This is a genomic window from Shewanella sp. 10N.286.52.A9 (assembly GCF_041468985.1).
GTDB classification, from domain to species: Bacteria; Pseudomonadota; Gammaproteobacteria; order Enterobacterales; family Shewanellaceae; genus Shewanella; species Shewanella japonica.
This window is the reverse complement of sequence record NZ_JBFRJQ010000007.1, coordinates 417,558-432,414: the sequence shown is the minus strand read 5'-3', so window position 1 is coordinate 432,414 and position 14,857 is coordinate 417,558. Positions and strand designations below refer to the sequence as shown.

Below are 14,857 nucleotides of genomic sequence, written 5' to 3'. Positions count from 1 at the left end.
ACCAACTGAGCTAAGGGGCCAAATTTCTTACTTATTGCATGGTAACTAATGCAACCTTACAATGCAATATAATCAGAACTCTAATTCATTGAATAAAAAAGAGTTAAGCAGCTATATAAATATAACTCGACCTCTTACCCCACATAAGAACTGGGGACCTGACGATTATGAGTCGTATGCTCTAACCAACTGAGCTAAGGGGCCGACTTAAGTTAGTCGTCACTACCAAAAGCGGAGGGAAGTATACGAAGTTTATTGTTACTTGTCACCACTGAATTTGCCAGAAATTGACTTCTGAGTATCGTTTGGTTATCTGTTAAGCAATATAGGAAGGCTATTGAATAGATATTGCTGATTTATAACAACAAAAAAGCCCGCTTTATGCGGGCTTTTTAATCTTTCGATTATCTTAGTTCTATTAAGACTTTTTCGTCTTTTTATAGACTTACTCGTTTTTTATAGACTTACTCGTCTAAGAACGACTTTAAGATTTCTGAACGAGAAGGGTGGCGTAGTTTACGCAATGCTTTCGCTTCAATCTGACGAATACGTTCACGTGTGACATCAAACTGTTTACCGACTTCTTCAAGCGTATGGTCGGTGTTCATATCGATACCAAAACGCATACGTAATACTTTAGCTTCACGAGCTGTTAGACCAGCTAATACTTCGTGAGTCGCATTCTTTAAACTTTCGCTTGTCGCTGAGTCTAAAGGAAGCTCTAAGGTATTATCCTCAATAAAGTCACCTAAGTGCGAATCTTCATCGTCACCAATTGGTGTTTCCATTGAAATCGGTTCTTTAGCGATTTTTAACACTTTAAGAATCTTATCTTCAGGCATTAGCATACGCTCAGATAATTCTTCAGGTGTTGGCTCGCGACCCATTTCTTGTAACATTTGACGTGAAATACGATTTAATTTGTTAATCGTTTCAATCATATGTACTGGAATACGAATAGTACGCGCTTGGTCAGCAATAGAACGAGTAATTGCCTGACGGATCCACCATGTTGCATAAGTCGAGAACTTATAACCACGACGGTATTCAAACTTATCTACAGCTTTCATCAAACCAATGTTACCTTCCTGAATCAAATCCAAGAACTGTAAACCACGGTTGGTGTATTTTTTAGCGATAGAAATTACAAGACGTAAGTTTGCTTCAACCATTTCTTTCTTCGCACGACGAGCTCTAGCTTCACCGATTGACATGCGACGGTTGATGTCTTTAATAGCACGGATGATTAAGCCGGTTTCTTCTTCGATTGCAGCGAGTTTAGTGCTACAACGAACAACGTCTTCTTCAACCATTCTTAAGCCTTCAGCGTAAGGCTTATTACTGTCTTTTTCAGCGTGGAACCAAGCTAAATCAGTTTCATTACCAGTGAAAAACTTAACAAAGTTTTTCTTTGGCATTTTAGCTTGTTCAACACAAAGCTTAAGGATTAAACGCTCTTGAACACGAACACGATCCATCATGGTGCGCATGCTTTTAACTAAGCGATCAAACTGTTTTGGGATTAAACGGAATTCTTTGAAAAGCTCGCCAATCACGAATAAAGCGCCAATGGCTTCAGGGTGATCACGACCTTTCTTTTCGATTACCAATAAGCCTTTTTCGTAAGCTTCACGCAATTGGGTGAATTTTTCTTTGGCTTCTTCAGGATCAGGACCTTTTGGACCTTCTTCTTCATCGTCCTCGTCATCACCGTCATCATCTTCGTCTTCTAGTTCTTCTTCTGATAACTCAGAGCCTACGTGTGTTGCTGTTGGCGCAACATCGTCATCATCTGGGTTAACAAAGCCTGAAATAATATCAGTTAGACGAAGTTCATCAGCTTCATACTTATCAAATTGCTCAAGAATCATCGCAATGGCTTGCGGGTATTCAGATACAGAGCTTTGAACCGTATTAATGCCTTCTTCAATACGTTTTGCGATGACAATTTCGCCTTCGCGGGTCAATAGCTCAACCGTGCCCATTTCACGCATGTACATACGGACTGGATCGGTTGTGCGACCTAATTCGCTCTCTACCGTTGCAAGTGCAGCTGCTGCTTCTTCTGCTGCATCTTCATCGGTGTTGTCCTCAGACATCATCATTTCATCGGCATCTGGCGCTTGTTCATAAACGCGGATACCCATGTCATTGATCATCTGGACAATATCTTCAATCTGATCTGAATCGACCATGTCAGCTGGCAAGTGGTCATTGACTTCAGCATAGGTTAAATAACCTTGCTCTTTACCTTTAGCAAGCAACAATTTAAGTTGCGACTGCGGAGTATGCTCCATAGATATCATCCAAGTTGGGTAACTGAAATAACGACTGGACACTAGCCGAAGCATAAGTGCCAAGCAAATCGTCAATTATAGCTGTATGAACTAAAGTACGCTAGTCCATGACATTGCTTTACTGAACATTTTTGAAATAAAAAATGTGCTTACGCAATGCCTTTCATGATAGAAATCAGCTTCGTTAGCTGAATTTTTTCAGCTTTTGTTAGAGTTTGTTTAAGACTCAGTTCTTGATAGCGCTGTTCAATATATTGATTGTTCAGCCAGATCAAGGTTTGCTTAAACTCCTGAACTAAGTTTTCATCCGCCACTTGGTGGTCCCATTGGGCCAATTTTATCAAGGCACTTTTTTGTTCGTGCTCTCGATACATCTCAAGTAGTTGTGCGCTGTTAAACTGTTGTTCACGAGTTAAGTTTAGCAAATCAATGAGCAATGCAATGCCAGGGATTTGCAAATGGGCTAATGCGGGTTGAGCAGCTAGGCCAAACCCTAATTCAGGACGTTGCACTAATAATGCAATTGCTAATCGCAATGGCGTACCACGACCTTGTAAGCCCTTTTTATTCATAGGCTGCTGTTGTTTAACAGCAAAACCCAATTTTTTCTTTAAATCATCTGCGCTATTCATACCAATTTTATGCGCAAGATTCTCTAAGAGTAAATTCTGTAGAACGGTATCTTGTACTCGTTCAATGAGTGTAATGGCTTGTTTGGCCAGTGCACTTTTATCTGTGCCATATTGGGCTGTTAATGTCTCAAATAAGAATGCGGGCAAGTCGAGCGCATCGAGCATTAATTTTTCAAAACCGTCTTTACCAACTTGACGAACCATCGTATCTGGATCTTCGCCTTGGGGTAAAAACATAAACCGAACCACATCACCTGGCTTTAATAAGGGCAGTGCAGTTTCAAGTGCACGCCAAGCAGCGGCTTTACCTGCTTTATCACCGTCGTAGCAACAAATGACTTCTTTAGCACTACGTACAAGTAACTGAAATTGTTCAGCTGTTGTCGCAGTACCTAATGAAGCAACAGCATAATCTACATCAAATTGGGCTAATGCAACAACGTCCATATATCCTTCAACAATCAACACTTGTTGTGGATCTCGATGACGCTGTTTTAACTCATAAAGGCCGTAAAGCTCGTTGCCCTTATGAAATATGGGCGTTTCTGGCGAATTCAAGTACTTTGGTGTTCCATCGCCTAAAACTCGACCACCAAAGCCAACTACACGACCTCTGCGGTCGCGAATTGGAAACATTAACCGATCTCTAAACCGGTCATAGCGCTTACCGTTATCATTGGCGATTAGCATGCCAGCAGTTAGCAACTTGTCTTGTGCAGCTTGGTTTTGACGGTATCTACCTAATAGACCATCCCAACCATCTGGCGCAAAACCTATTCCAAATTGCTCTACTACTTTTGAAGACAGTCCGCGAAAATCTAAATAGTCGATGACTTTTTGCTTGTCTGAGTGCTGGCGCAATTGACTTTGATAGTAAAGATTGGCTTCTTCCATCAATTGATATAAATCGCGACTCAAACCTTGATCTTTTTTGGGACCCGTACCTTGTTCTCTTGGTACATCTAATCCCAATTTACCAGCGAGTTCCTCAATGGCATCAACAAACTCCAATCGATCATATTCCATAATAAAATCGATGGCATTGCCATGGGCACCACAGCCAAAACAGTGATAAAACTGCTTATCTTGACTCACGGTAAATGAAGGTGATTTTTCGCTATGAAAAGGACAACACGCAGAGTGATTTTTCCCTGCTTTTTTCAAAGGAACACGATGATCAATCAGATCAACAATGTCTGTGCGAGCTATGAGCTCATTGATAAAGTCACGAGGTATCGCCATAAATGCTATAGGTCTCGCATTACCATGTAGATAAAACAAACAAGCCGCGCAATAATGCACGGCTTATTCAACATTAAAATTTAACTAGTTTAATTTAGCACGAATTTGGCTGCCAATGGCACCCATATCTGCACGGCCTTGAACTTTAGATTTTAATGCTCCCATTACTTTGCCCATATCCGCCATGGATGATGCACCTACCTGAGCGATAGCTTCATCAATAATTGCCGCAACTTCTTCTTCTGTTAAAGGAGAAGGCAAGAAAGTTTCAATAACTTGAATCTCTTCTGCTTCAGATGCTGCTAACTCCGGGCGACCTGCTGACTCATATTGAGCAATAGAATCGCGACGTTGTTTTACCATTTTGGTTAAAACGGCTATTGTTTGTTCGTCAGTCAGAGTTTCGCGGGTATCCACTTCAATCTGTTTAACGGCAGACAATGCCATACGAATAGTCCCCAAACGAGCCTTATCTTTGGCACGCATGGCTTCTTTCATTTGGTCTTTTAGCTGTTCAACTAGGCTCATAATGAGATTAGTATAAACGTACGCGACGTGCGTTTTCGCGAGAAAGCTTCTTAGCTAGACGCTTAACAGCGGCAGCTTTTGCGCGCTTACGTGCAGAAGTTGGCTTCTCGTAGAATTCACGAGCGCGAACATCAGCTAAGATACCTGCTTTTTCACAAGAGCGCTTGAAACGACGAAGAGCTACGTCGAATGGTTCGTTTTCACGTACTTTAATAATTGGCATACGCCATCACCCCTTAGGTGTAGTTAATTTGGCACTACCATCAAAGGTAGATTAACCAAGGCTATTTAAAATGGTGCGAAATTCTACACCGATAATGATGCTTTTGTAAACCCCCTTTATGGGCGACTTTGTGTAATTGGCTTGTCATATTTTGCAGTTAGTCCCTTGATGACTGGAATAACCTCTCATCAAGAGGTAGAATTGCCGCCCTTACATTTTTAGGAAGATGAGCTGCTATGCGGGTTTTAGGTATTGAAACATCTTGTGATGAAACAGGAATTGCTGTGTTTGATGACGAGCAAGGATTGTTATCACATGCTTTATATAGTCAAGTAAAGTTACATGCTGATTATGGCGGCGTTGTACCTGAGTTAGCCTCACGAGATCATGTTCGTAAAATTGTCCCATTAATTAAGCAAGCGTTAAAAGAGGCCAATTCAACGGTCGATGACATTGATGGTATTGCCTTTACCAAAGGCCCTGGCTTAATTGGTGCTTTATTAGTGGGGGCATGTGTAGGTCGCTCTTTAGCCTATTCATGGGATAAACCTGCGATTGGTGTACATCACATGGAAGGGCATTTACTTGCGCCGATGCTTGAAGATGATGCGCCAGAGTTTCCTTTTCTTGCTTTATTGGTATCTGGCGGACACTCGATGCTTGTTAAGGTCGATGGTATCGGCCAATACGAAGTGTTAGGCGAATCAGTGGATGATGCGGCAGGTGAAGCGTTCGATAAAACCGCTAAATTAATGGGGCTAGATTATCCTGGCGGACCTCGCTTAGCTAAGCTTGCATCAAAAGGTGTCGAAGCGGGTTACAAGTTCCCAAGACCAATGACAGACAAACCAGGCTTAAATTTCAGTTTTTCAGGTTTGAAAACATTTACTGCCAATACAATTGCTGCAGAGCCTGATGATGAACAAACACGTGCTAATATTGCGCGTGCGTTTGAAGAAGCGGTAGTGGATACGCTTGCGATAAAATGTCAACGAGCCCTTAAATTAACCGGTTATAACCGACTTGTCGTCGCAGGTGGAGTCAGCGCCAATACTCGTTTAAGAGAAAATCTCGCGACTATGATGGCAAAGCTCAATGGTGAGGTATTTTATCCGCGTGGTGAATTTTGTACCGATAATGGCGCTATGATTGCTTTCGCTGGTTTACAGCGCCTAAAAGCAGGACAAACCGAAGATTTAGAAGTGAAAGGTCAGCCTCGCTGGCCTTTAGATACGTTAGATGCCATTTAATATTTATAACGTGTAATAGGCTTGGTGCTTTAAATGTAAGCGGCTAAAGTACCCGTAAAAAAACCTAAGCTACGGCTTAGGTTTTTTTATTTGATTTTTTATCTATCCAGTGTGAAGGGGATTAAATCAATTGTGTTCAGTTGATGCTTTTCTTTTTTCTCGATAACTTACTTTCTTCACCAATACGTAAGCGCTTTATGTTGTCTTTATGCCTAATTACAATTAGCAGTGACAGCATAGCAACAGGAATGGTAAACCTGTCATCAAGCCACCAAGTATAAACGGGAGCGAGTATGGCGGTTAAGATAGCTGCAAGAGATGAATAACGAGTCAAAAAGACAAAGACTATCCATGTGGCAATTAAACATAATGCTAAATCCCCGCCAATCGGTGCCATAGCACCAAATGCTGTAGCAACACCTTTACCGCCTTGGAAATTAAAAAATATCGGGTAGATATGGCCTAAACAGGCTGCAATAGCGATTAAGCCTAACGAAACGGCATCTTGTCCTAGCACATAGCTAAAATAACTTGGGGCTGCTCCTTTGAGCATGTCAAAAAATAACACTAATGCCGCTGAACTGGCACCACCAATCCTGAGCACATTTGTTGCGCCTGGATTCCCCGAGCCTTCCGTGCGGGGATCTGGCAAACCACGTAATTTACATACGAGAATTGCACTTGAGATAGAACCGGCTAAGTAGGCGGTTATAATCATCAAAATAGTGATTGTAACTGCGCTCAAATTGGTTTCCTTTCACTTCTTAGGGTATCATCGCCCATTAATTTATTTCACTTGAGACGTAACCTGATAATTGGGTTAATACGCTCTGTTACATCGTGACACGTTCAAAGATTACAGCCGTTATCCTACTGCGTAAATCGCTTAGGAAAAAGACGAGATCTATAATAACTGCTATTTGAGTTAATTTTCAGCCTTTTCAGCTGAAATATTTATGAAAAGACGTGTAAACCGTGGAGTTCACATGGATAAAGTATTAATACGCGAACTAAAAGTTGAAACTGTTATCGGTATTTATGAGTGGGAAAAGAAAATACACCAAACATTACTGATAGATTTAGATATGGCTTGGGATAACAAACTGGCTGCCGCTTCAGACGATTATCAACATGCTCTGTGTTATGAAACTGTCTCTAATCGTTTAACTGCGCTAATTACTGAAAAGCCGATAGAGTTGATTGAAACCGTTGCTGAAATGGTCGCTAATTGTTTAATCAATGAATTTAATGTTTTGTGGGTAAAGGTCGCTGTTATGAAACCGGGTGCAGTACCAACGGCAAAATCAGTCGGCGTAGTCATTGAACGTGGTCATATATGATGTCCATCGTTAATGGACTTTATTTAAGTGGTAATCACATTTAATTGACAGTTAACATGTTTCAATTAATCAAATATTCATAATCGCTCTGTATAATTTCGGATGAGTTAATGGCACGTATTTATATCAGCTTGGGCACCAACATTGATCCTGTTGAGCACATGCAGTCGGGACTAATTGACCTACACGAACAATTTGGTCAATTAACCCTATCAAGAATGTTTGAAAGTGAAGCTGTGGGCTTTAATGGCACTAACTTTTTAAATATGGTTGCTGCAGCAGATACTGAAATGAGTATTGCGGATGTGGTTGCCACTTTTAAACGTATTGAAAAACAAAATGGACGTATTCGTGGCGAGAAAAAATTTAGTCCGCGAAGTTTAGATATCGATTTACTGCTTTATGACAACGAGGTTTGCCAATTTCCAATTGAGCTTCCCCGTGGTGAAATTCTTTATAATGCCTTTGTATTATGGCCGCTTGCAGAAGTTGCGCCGAGTTTACAGCATCCAAAAAACACTAAAACATACCAGTCATTGTGGGAAGAGTACGATAAAACGAGTCAGAATATCTGGCCTGTAGAATTTGACTTTCCAGCAATACTGACTCGTTAATTATATTTAAAGGAACAACATGGAAACGCTTCAGGTTATCTTTTTAGCGCTTATTCAAGGGCTAACAGAGTTCTTACCCATTTCAAGTTCAGCTCATCTTATTTTACCTTCGCAGATTTTAGGCTGGGAAGATCAAGGTTTAGCCTTTGATGTTGCAGTGCATATAGGTTCATTGTTGGCTGTTGTGATTTACTTTAGAACAGAAATTTGGGCCATGTTGAAAGCCTGGATTGCCAGTATAACGAAAGGTGTTCACACCGATGACAGTAAATTAGCTTGGTGGATTATTCTAGCGACACTTCCAGCGGTATTTTTTGGCTTCATGGCAAAAGACTTAATTGAGACTTACTTACGTGGCCCTGGTGTGATTGCTATTACGACGGTTATTTTTGGTCTGCTTTTATGGGTAGGTGATAAAATGGCTCGTAATGAACTCACTGAATATCAAACGGGTTGGCGTAAAGCGTTATTAATAGGCTTCGCGCAAGCTATGGCAATTATTCCGGGTACTTCACGTTCTGGTATCACCATTACCGCAGCATTGATGCTAGGTCTTAATCGCGACGCAGCGGCTCGCTTTTCATTTTTAATGTCTATTCCTGTCATTTTAGGTGCGGCTATTTTAATGAGTAAAGACGTGATTTCTGGCGATCTCACCATGGATTACACTGAATTACTATTAGGCGTTGCCGTTTCTTTTGTTGCTGCATATACCTGTATTTTCTTCTTCCTAAAAATCATTAGTAAGATTGGTATGACACCATTTGTGTTGTATCGATTAATGCTAGGCGCCGTATTATGTGGCTTTATTTTCCTGTAAAATAAGCTATCTTGAAAAACGGGTGCTAGCACCCGTTTTTTGTTTCCTACACTTTTTCTTCGAAAAACTCATACCCAATACTGCCACTGTAAGGATGTTTTCTCGTTATGGATTCAATATTAGTTTGCCCGATTTGTGCTGAATCGCTGCAGTTACATGAGCAATCTCAAGGTTATTATTGCAATAACAAACATCACATTGATAAAAATGCTCAAGGCTATTGGTCGTTTGTCACATCGCCTAAATTTAAAGGCAGTTCCGAGAGTAGGCAGCAGCTTAGAGCAAAACGTTTTTTGAAGGCATCAGGTATTTTATCGCCGTTAGTTAAACAAGTATCGAGCGTATTTTCTGACGTAGCGGAAGGCAAAGACGAAGTTAATCATCTGAATTATCAGTGTAATGATGGTTTTTATATTCGATCATTATCAACACTATCAGCACAAGCTGAAGATAATGTTACACATTGGGGCGTATCTGAGGCGGACAATGCCTTATTTGCAGCGAGTAAAGATACCACTCCAGCAAATTTATTGTTAACACCGTTTAAAAAGCTTCCTTTTAAATCTGACGCAATAGATATTGTGACTGTTTTTGAGGCGCAGCTAAAAGGTAAAGAATGTTTACGAGTGTTAAAGCCAGATGGCGCTTTATTGTTACTTGTACCAGGCGCGAGACATTTATGGCAGCTGAAGCAAAAAATCTATCAAAATTTGCTTGAAAAACCGCAGCAACTCAATCTACCGAAAGATGTTGAAATAATTAACACAACCGAGATTAAGTTTAATGCAGATGTATCGGGTGAACAGGCAATAACTTTATTAGATATGAATAACCTTAGCTGGCGAGTAAACGACGAGTTGGCGCATCAAATTAAACAAACAAGCTTTGAACAACTAGAGTTTGATTATGTGTTACTGCACCTAAAGAAGCGCTGATAGGGTTATGTTGTTACTATTGAATTACTGCTAGTGAAGATGAATGAAATAGCAAAAAAGATGTCGCACTAGAAACAATTAAGGCTTGAAATATTCAATGACGGTTAAGTCAAATCAGTATTATCAAGCCTTAATAATCAACCTAAATAAATAAGCTAATTTTCATGTATTCTTACTTTTTGTAAGAAGAAGCCATGTTGTCGATACGGTCGTTAGCACGCTTAGCTTCTGCTTGTGCGTCCATTGATGCAGCTTTTGCATCTTTAACATCAGCAGCGATTTTGCTTTGATCAGATTTTAAAGAGCTAACTTCAGCAGATAGTTGATCTACTTTGTTACCTAGGTTAGCAACACTTTCTTCAAGAGCAGTAGTGTTAGCACAGCCACCTAAAAGAGCAGTCATAGCAACACCAGCAATCATTAATACTTTCTTGTTCATGGAAAATCCCTTCATTATAGGTTGTATAAATTGCTGAGGTACAATACCCAGCAGCCGTTTAATTATGTCACAGCTTTTAAATTTTGCTATACCAAATAACAATAAAAGTGACAAAAAACATCGTAAATCTAATGGATTGAAGCATATTTACTTATCATTTAGGCTAAAACTGCTTAAAACGGCACCAGATTCAGATTTTAATGGCTTCAACATTTAGCTGATTAGTTTAGGTATTGAATTCATTGAAAGAATACATCAAGGCGCCATTGGTACTAAGTTTGGGCTTGCAAAGTTTGCTTAAATTGCTTTATTGCCTCAATTCTTCGAACCGATAATTGTTGTTTGATCTCTTTACCTTGAAAGCCTGCTTTAATCACCTCTTGTACATTGACTTCTTGTGCAAGAATGAAACACTTTTTCAGGTAATCACTTTGAGGGTAATCAGCATTTTCAAACCCCGTTCTGCCTTGAATATCCGCTTGGCAGCAAATTAATAAGTCATCTAAGCGATGTGGTTTACGCCAAAAATCTGCTTTATCAAAAATTTTGATAATGGTTTCAGGCCTTAGCTCATCAGCATTGTGTATATTTTGATGTTGGTCACTACACAATAGTGCAAGCTCTTTGAATTCATTGGGTGTTTTAAGGCGCTGACATAGCTTTTTGATAATAGGTAAGCCTTTTTGACCATGACCATGATGCTTAGGCCATAACTCTTTTGGTGTGATGCCTTTACCTAAGTCATGAACCAAGGCTGCAAAACGTATTGCTTTATTAGTGCTCAGTTTCGTCGCTGCCTGCAATACCATCATAGTATGAATACCACTGTCGATTTCAGGGTGCCATTTTTCAGGTTGTGGAACGCCAAATAAGCAATCGATTTCCGGGAATAAAACCGCTAAAGCGCCACACTTTCTAAGTTGTTGGAAAAACACTTCAGGTCGTTCAGTTGATAACGCTTTATCTACCTCTTGCCACACTCTTTCAGGGGTGAGAAATTCAAGTTCTCCTGACTCGGTGATCTGAGTCATCAATGCCATTGTTTCACTCGCGATGTCAAAATCCAAATGAGCAAATCTAGCGGCAAAACGGGCAACCCTTAATACCCTTAACGGATCTTCAATAAATGCACTTGATACATGTCTAAGGACACGCGCTTCAATATCTTTTTGGCCACCATAAGGGTCGGTAATGTTACCTGACTCATCCTGAGCCATCGCATTAATCGTTAAATCTCTTCTGAGTAAGTCTTCTTCTAATGTCACGTTTTGGTTGGCATCACAACTAAAGCCTGCATAACCCTGTCCGTTTTTTCGCTCAGTTCGTGCTAACGCATATTCTTGTTGAGTCTTAGGATGTAAAAAAACAGGAAAGTCTTTGCCTACTTGGCTATAGCCTAAGTCAAACATTTGCTCTACGGTACTGCCTACAACGACAAAATCTTTATCTTTGATAGGAAGTGATAAAAGTGAGTCACGTACCGCGCCGCCCACAAGATAGGTTTTCATAAAGTGACATATCCAAAGTATGATAATGAAACAGATAAATAGAAGCAGGTTGTGTTACTGGCTTCGTCATTATAATTTTATACCTAAAGCTTATCACGAGTAACATTTCTACGGCTAAATTTTGACAAGTATCAGCGCAAGCTATAACGTGAGCCGTCAGTTTTAAATAAGGATTTTTGGCCAGATGTATAAAGCATTTTATGGATTAAATGATAATCCATTTTCAATCGCACCCAACCCGCATTATTTGTTTCTCAGTGATCGTCACAGAGAGGCCTTAGCGCACCTGACCTATGGACTAGGTGAGACGGGTGGCTTTGTATTATTAACGGGTGAGGTTGGAACAGGGAAAACGACAGTATCACGTTGTTTGCTGAAACAGCTCCCTGAAAATACCGATACAGCCTTTATTCTTAACCCATCACTGACTGAACAAGAATTGTTGGCAACCTTATGTGATGAGCTAGGTATTAGCTATGGTGAGAACCCATCTATTAAGCAGTTAACAGATTTAATCAGTCAGTATTTGCTAAATAATCATCAAAATAATCGCAACACAGTGTTAATTATTGATGAAGCACAACATCTTCGTGCTGAGGTACTTGAGCAACTGCGCCTGTTAACTAATTTAGAAACGGACACCAAAAAACTATTGCAGGTCATATTAATTGGCCAGCCTGAGTTGCAGCAATTATTAAAACGACAAGAACTCCGTCAATTAGCACAGCGTATTACAGCGCGTTATCATTTATTACCCTTAACAGTTGAAGAAATCCAATTGTATGTTCAGCACCGATTACAAGTAGCGGGGCGTTTTGAACCGTTATTTACTAAAAAAGCGTGTAAAGCATTGCATAAATTCAGTGGCGGGATCCCTAGATTAACCAATCTGTTATGTGAAAGAGCTTTAATGGCGGGTTATGGCCAATCTAAAGTGCCGATTGATCACCATATGGTTAAGCTAGCTGCTGCCGAAGTTTTAGGTGATTTACCCACTGAAAGTTCAAATAAATGGCCGATGATTATTGCAGCTTCTTTAGTGTTAGCTTTTGGCTCATCTTTATACTTCTTTATTGGCAATTCATCAGATATGTCTTCGAGTGGTGAAAGGGCTAAACAGTCAATTCCTCAAACTCAATCAAGCGAGTCAGCTCGACAGCCAAGCGGTAATCAAACCATATTACGAGCAGCTATGTCTCAAAGCCGCAGTATTGATAACGCCTTCGCGGGTTTATTTGCCTTGTGGGATAAACAACCCATTATCGGGCTAACCGCTTGTCAGGCTGCGCAGCAACAAGGCTTAATGTGTCATCAGCAGCAAGGCAATTGGAATAGTATTTCAAGGTTAAATTACCCAGCAGTGGTATATCTTCAAGATCAACAAGCACAGCCTTTTTACGGAGTTGTGGTTGCAAGAGAAGGTGAACAAATTTTACTGCAACTCAGTGAACAACAATTGTGGGTGAGTAAAGACTGGTTTAATCGATACTTCAGTGGCACCTTTGAACTGTTATGGCACTCAGACAGCACGTTGCCTCGAGAAATAAGCCGCACATCGAGCTTGTCTCAAATACAATGGTTAGAGAACAGTTTGGCATTGATAGAGCATAGAACGGCAAGATTAGTGAATGATTTTGATTCTACTCTAGAGCAAGCCTTGATGGATTTTCAAAGATTGCATGGTCTAAAGGCTGATGGTATTGCTGGGAATCAAACATTAGTGCAACTTAACCTGTATCTGAGCCAGAAAGGGCCAAGGTTAACTCAAAGATCAGGACGTAGTTAATGTCTATTTTATTAGATGCTGTGACGAAAGAAAAACAGCAACAAATGGGTGAGCTTCCTGATGCAGTATTAACTCCAAGGGCAAATTACCAGCAAGTTGGCGCTGCTAAATCTTGGGTTAAATATTTACTATTAATTGCGGTCATTATAATAGGTATTTTGGCAGCGTGGGGACTGGCAAAATTATTAAAGCCTGATGTGTCCGGCACGCCTGCTGTTACAAGCTCGCAAGTTAACGTTAATTCAGCTGAAGAAAAGCAAGCTGAAATTAGAATCGCTAATAAAGTGGCTTTACCAGTTGCAAAGCCGCTAAACCAACCTGAATATCGTTCAAGACAGGCGGTAAATCAGAGAGAAGAACAGTCTGTGACTGATGTGGTCTATGATTATCGGTTGAATGATAATCGAGGCGTTGTGACGGCGAGTCAAGCAGAGCCAAGTTTATTTGCGCCAGCAAAATCTCGAGCTGTACCAAGAGAGACCACATCGAACTCATCAACAGAAACGCTTGCAGCATCGGTATCAAGAGCTGCTCAAGCGGAAACTCGTCTTAATGAATCACCTAGCGCTAATGCTGCCAACAATGACATTCCGTTAACGGCTGCTGAGCTGCAAGCACTGTATGGTGAAGATGCAATTATTCTTGGTGCAAACTCAAATTACAAAACTGCCTCAGACTTAGATGCCCTGAAATTAAAAGTGAGTGCTGCGGCAAGTGATGTCAATTTTGAGCAACAAGCTCAAGCGCCACAACAGGCGTCAATCAATCCAGATGAAAATGCCAATGTTGTAGATAATTCCAATAACTTAATGGCAGCGTTTGAAGCTGCTTTAAAAGAAGTTGAATATGAGCAATCAGCGAATGCACCTGTGACAGAACAAAAGCTTGACCCGATCCCTGAACCGAAAAAAGATGAAATCCCTCGCTATGGTCAATTACCTGCCAGTGTGCAACTACAAGTGCCAGAGTTTTCTATTCAGGCCCATGTGTATTCTTCTGCAGCAGAAAATCGTTGGTTGAATGTTGACGGTAAAGAGCTTCAAGAAGGTGACAGTATTAAAGGCAAGTTAAAGGTCATCGAAATTAGACCAAGAGATGTTGTACTTGAGATTGATGGTGAGCAGTTCAAGGTGCCAGCGATATAATCATTTACCTGAATGACTTGTGAATCGGCAAGATTTAGCAGAATAAAAAAGGCGCATAATGCGCCTTTTTTCTATTTTAACTCATCGCTCAAGCAAAG

14 protein-coding genes are annotated in these 14,857 nt (G+C 40.5%); 7 read left to right on the top strand and 7 right to left on the bottom strand.

The window, feature by feature from the left end; translation table 11 throughout:
* Positions 1-464: 464 nt before the first annotated feature.
* The 4 genes from rpoD to rpsU form a co-directional block, all read right to left on the bottom strand.
* On the bottom strand, positions 465-2,297 hold the full coding sequence (gene rpoD, locus AB4128_RS08000; RefSeq protein ID WP_055024255.1) for an RNA polymerase sigma factor RpoD: 1,833 nt from the start codon (positions 2,295-2,297) through the stop codon (positions 465-467).
* Positions 2,298-2,446: 149 nt separating this feature from the next.
* A complete protein-coding gene (gene dnaG / locus AB4128_RS07995) occupies positions 2,447-4,171 on the bottom strand; it encodes a DNA primase (RefSeq protein WP_065109017.1) in 1,725 nt (574 codons plus the stop codon).
* 84 nt (positions 4,172-4,255) lie between these two features.
* On the bottom strand, positions 4,256-4,699 hold the full coding sequence (locus tag AB4128_RS07990) for a GatB/YqeY domain-containing protein (RefSeq protein ID WP_055024253.1): 444 nt from the start codon (positions 4,697-4,699) through the stop codon (positions 4,256-4,258).
* Between the two features lie 7 nt (positions 4,700-4,706).
* Entirely contained in the window at positions 4,707-4,922 is a 216-nt protein-coding gene (gene rpsU, locus AB4128_RS07985) for a 30S ribosomal protein S21 (RefSeq protein WP_055024252.1), read from the bottom strand.
* A gap of 236 nt (positions 4,923-5,158) precedes the next feature.
* On the opposite strand from rpsU, the gene tsaD reads away from it, so the two are divergent.
* Positions 5,159-6,172 carry a tRNA (adenosine(37)-N6)-threonylcarbamoyltransferase complex transferase subunit TsaD gene (tsaD, locus tag AB4128_RS07980; protein WP_055024251.1) on the top strand — a complete coding sequence of 338 codons (1,014 nt, stop codon included), beginning with the start codon at positions 5,159-5,161 and terminating at the stop codon, positions 6,170-6,172.
* Positions 6,173-6,308: 136 nt separating this feature from the next.
* On the opposite strand, the gene plsY is transcribed toward tsaD, so the two are convergent.
* Positions 6,309-6,917 carry a glycerol-3-phosphate 1-O-acyltransferase PlsY gene (gene plsY / locus AB4128_RS07975; RefSeq protein ID WP_372037397.1) on the bottom strand — a complete coding sequence of 203 codons (609 nt, stop codon included), beginning with the start codon at positions 6,915-6,917 and terminating at the stop codon, positions 6,309-6,311.
* Positions 6,918-7,158: 241 nt separating this feature from the next.
* Here plsY and folB point away from each other — a divergent pair, with 241 nt between their 5' ends.
* The 4 genes from folB to AB4128_RS07955 all read left to right on the top strand — a co-directional run bounded on the left by folB (position 7,159) and on the right by AB4128_RS07955 (position 9,881).
* Positions 7,159-7,512, top strand: a complete 354-nt coding sequence (gene folB, locus AB4128_RS07970; RefSeq protein ID WP_055024249.1) for a dihydroneopterin aldolase — start codon at positions 7,159-7,161, stop codon at positions 7,510-7,512.
* Positions 7,513-7,622: 110 nt separating this feature from the next.
* The gene (gene folK / locus AB4128_RS07965; protein ID WP_055024248.1) at positions 7,623-8,126 is read left to right on the top strand and encodes a 2-amino-4-hydroxy-6-hydroxymethyldihydropteridine diphosphokinase; all 504 of its coding nucleotides are present in this window, start codon (positions 7,623-7,625) and stop codon (positions 8,124-8,126) included.
* A 19-nt stretch (positions 8,127-8,145) separates the two neighbouring features.
* Positions 8,146-8,946, top strand: coding sequence for an undecaprenyl-diphosphate phosphatase (locus tag AB4128_RS07960; protein WP_055024247.1), 801 nt, complete (start codon positions 8,146-8,148; stop codon positions 8,944-8,946).
* Positions 8,947-9,053: 107 nt separating this feature from the next.
* Complete coding sequence (locus AB4128_RS07955) at positions 9,054-9,881, top strand: hypothetical protein (protein ID WP_055024246.1); 828 nt, start codon at positions 9,054-9,056, stop codon at positions 9,879-9,881.
* 172 nt (positions 9,882-10,053) lie between these two features.
* Here AB4128_RS07955 and AB4128_RS07950 read toward each other — a convergent pair whose 3' ends face one another.
* Both AB4128_RS07950 and AB4128_RS07945 read right to left on the bottom strand, forming a co-directional pair.
* Positions 10,054-10,320 (bottom strand): Lpp/OprI family alanine-zipper lipoprotein, encoded by a 267-nt coding sequence (locus AB4128_RS07950; protein ID WP_055024245.1) that lies wholly within the window; start codon positions 10,318-10,320, stop codon positions 10,054-10,056.
* 272 nt (positions 10,321-10,592) lie between these two features.
* Complete coding sequence (locus AB4128_RS07945) at positions 10,593-11,828, bottom strand: multifunctional CCA addition/repair protein (RefSeq protein WP_055024244.1); 1,236 nt, start codon at positions 11,826-11,828, stop codon at positions 10,593-10,595.
* Between the two features lie 184 nt (positions 11,829-12,012).
* Here AB4128_RS07945 and AB4128_RS07940 point away from each other — a divergent pair, with 184 nt between their 5' ends.
* Together AB4128_RS07940 and AB4128_RS07935 are read left to right on the top strand one after the other, a co-directional pair.
* On the top strand, positions 12,013-13,614 hold the full coding sequence (locus tag AB4128_RS07940; protein ID WP_119968888.1) for an ExeA family protein: 1,602 nt from the start codon (positions 12,013-12,015) through the stop codon (positions 13,612-13,614).
* Positions 13,614-14,759, top strand: coding sequence for a general secretion pathway protein GspB (locus tag AB4128_RS07935; protein ID WP_372037396.1), 1,146 nt, complete (start codon positions 13,614-13,616; stop codon positions 14,757-14,759). Before AB4128_RS07940 ends, AB4128_RS07935 begins: the two co-directional genes overlap by 1 nt.
* Positions 14,760-14,857 lie beyond the last annotated feature (98 nt).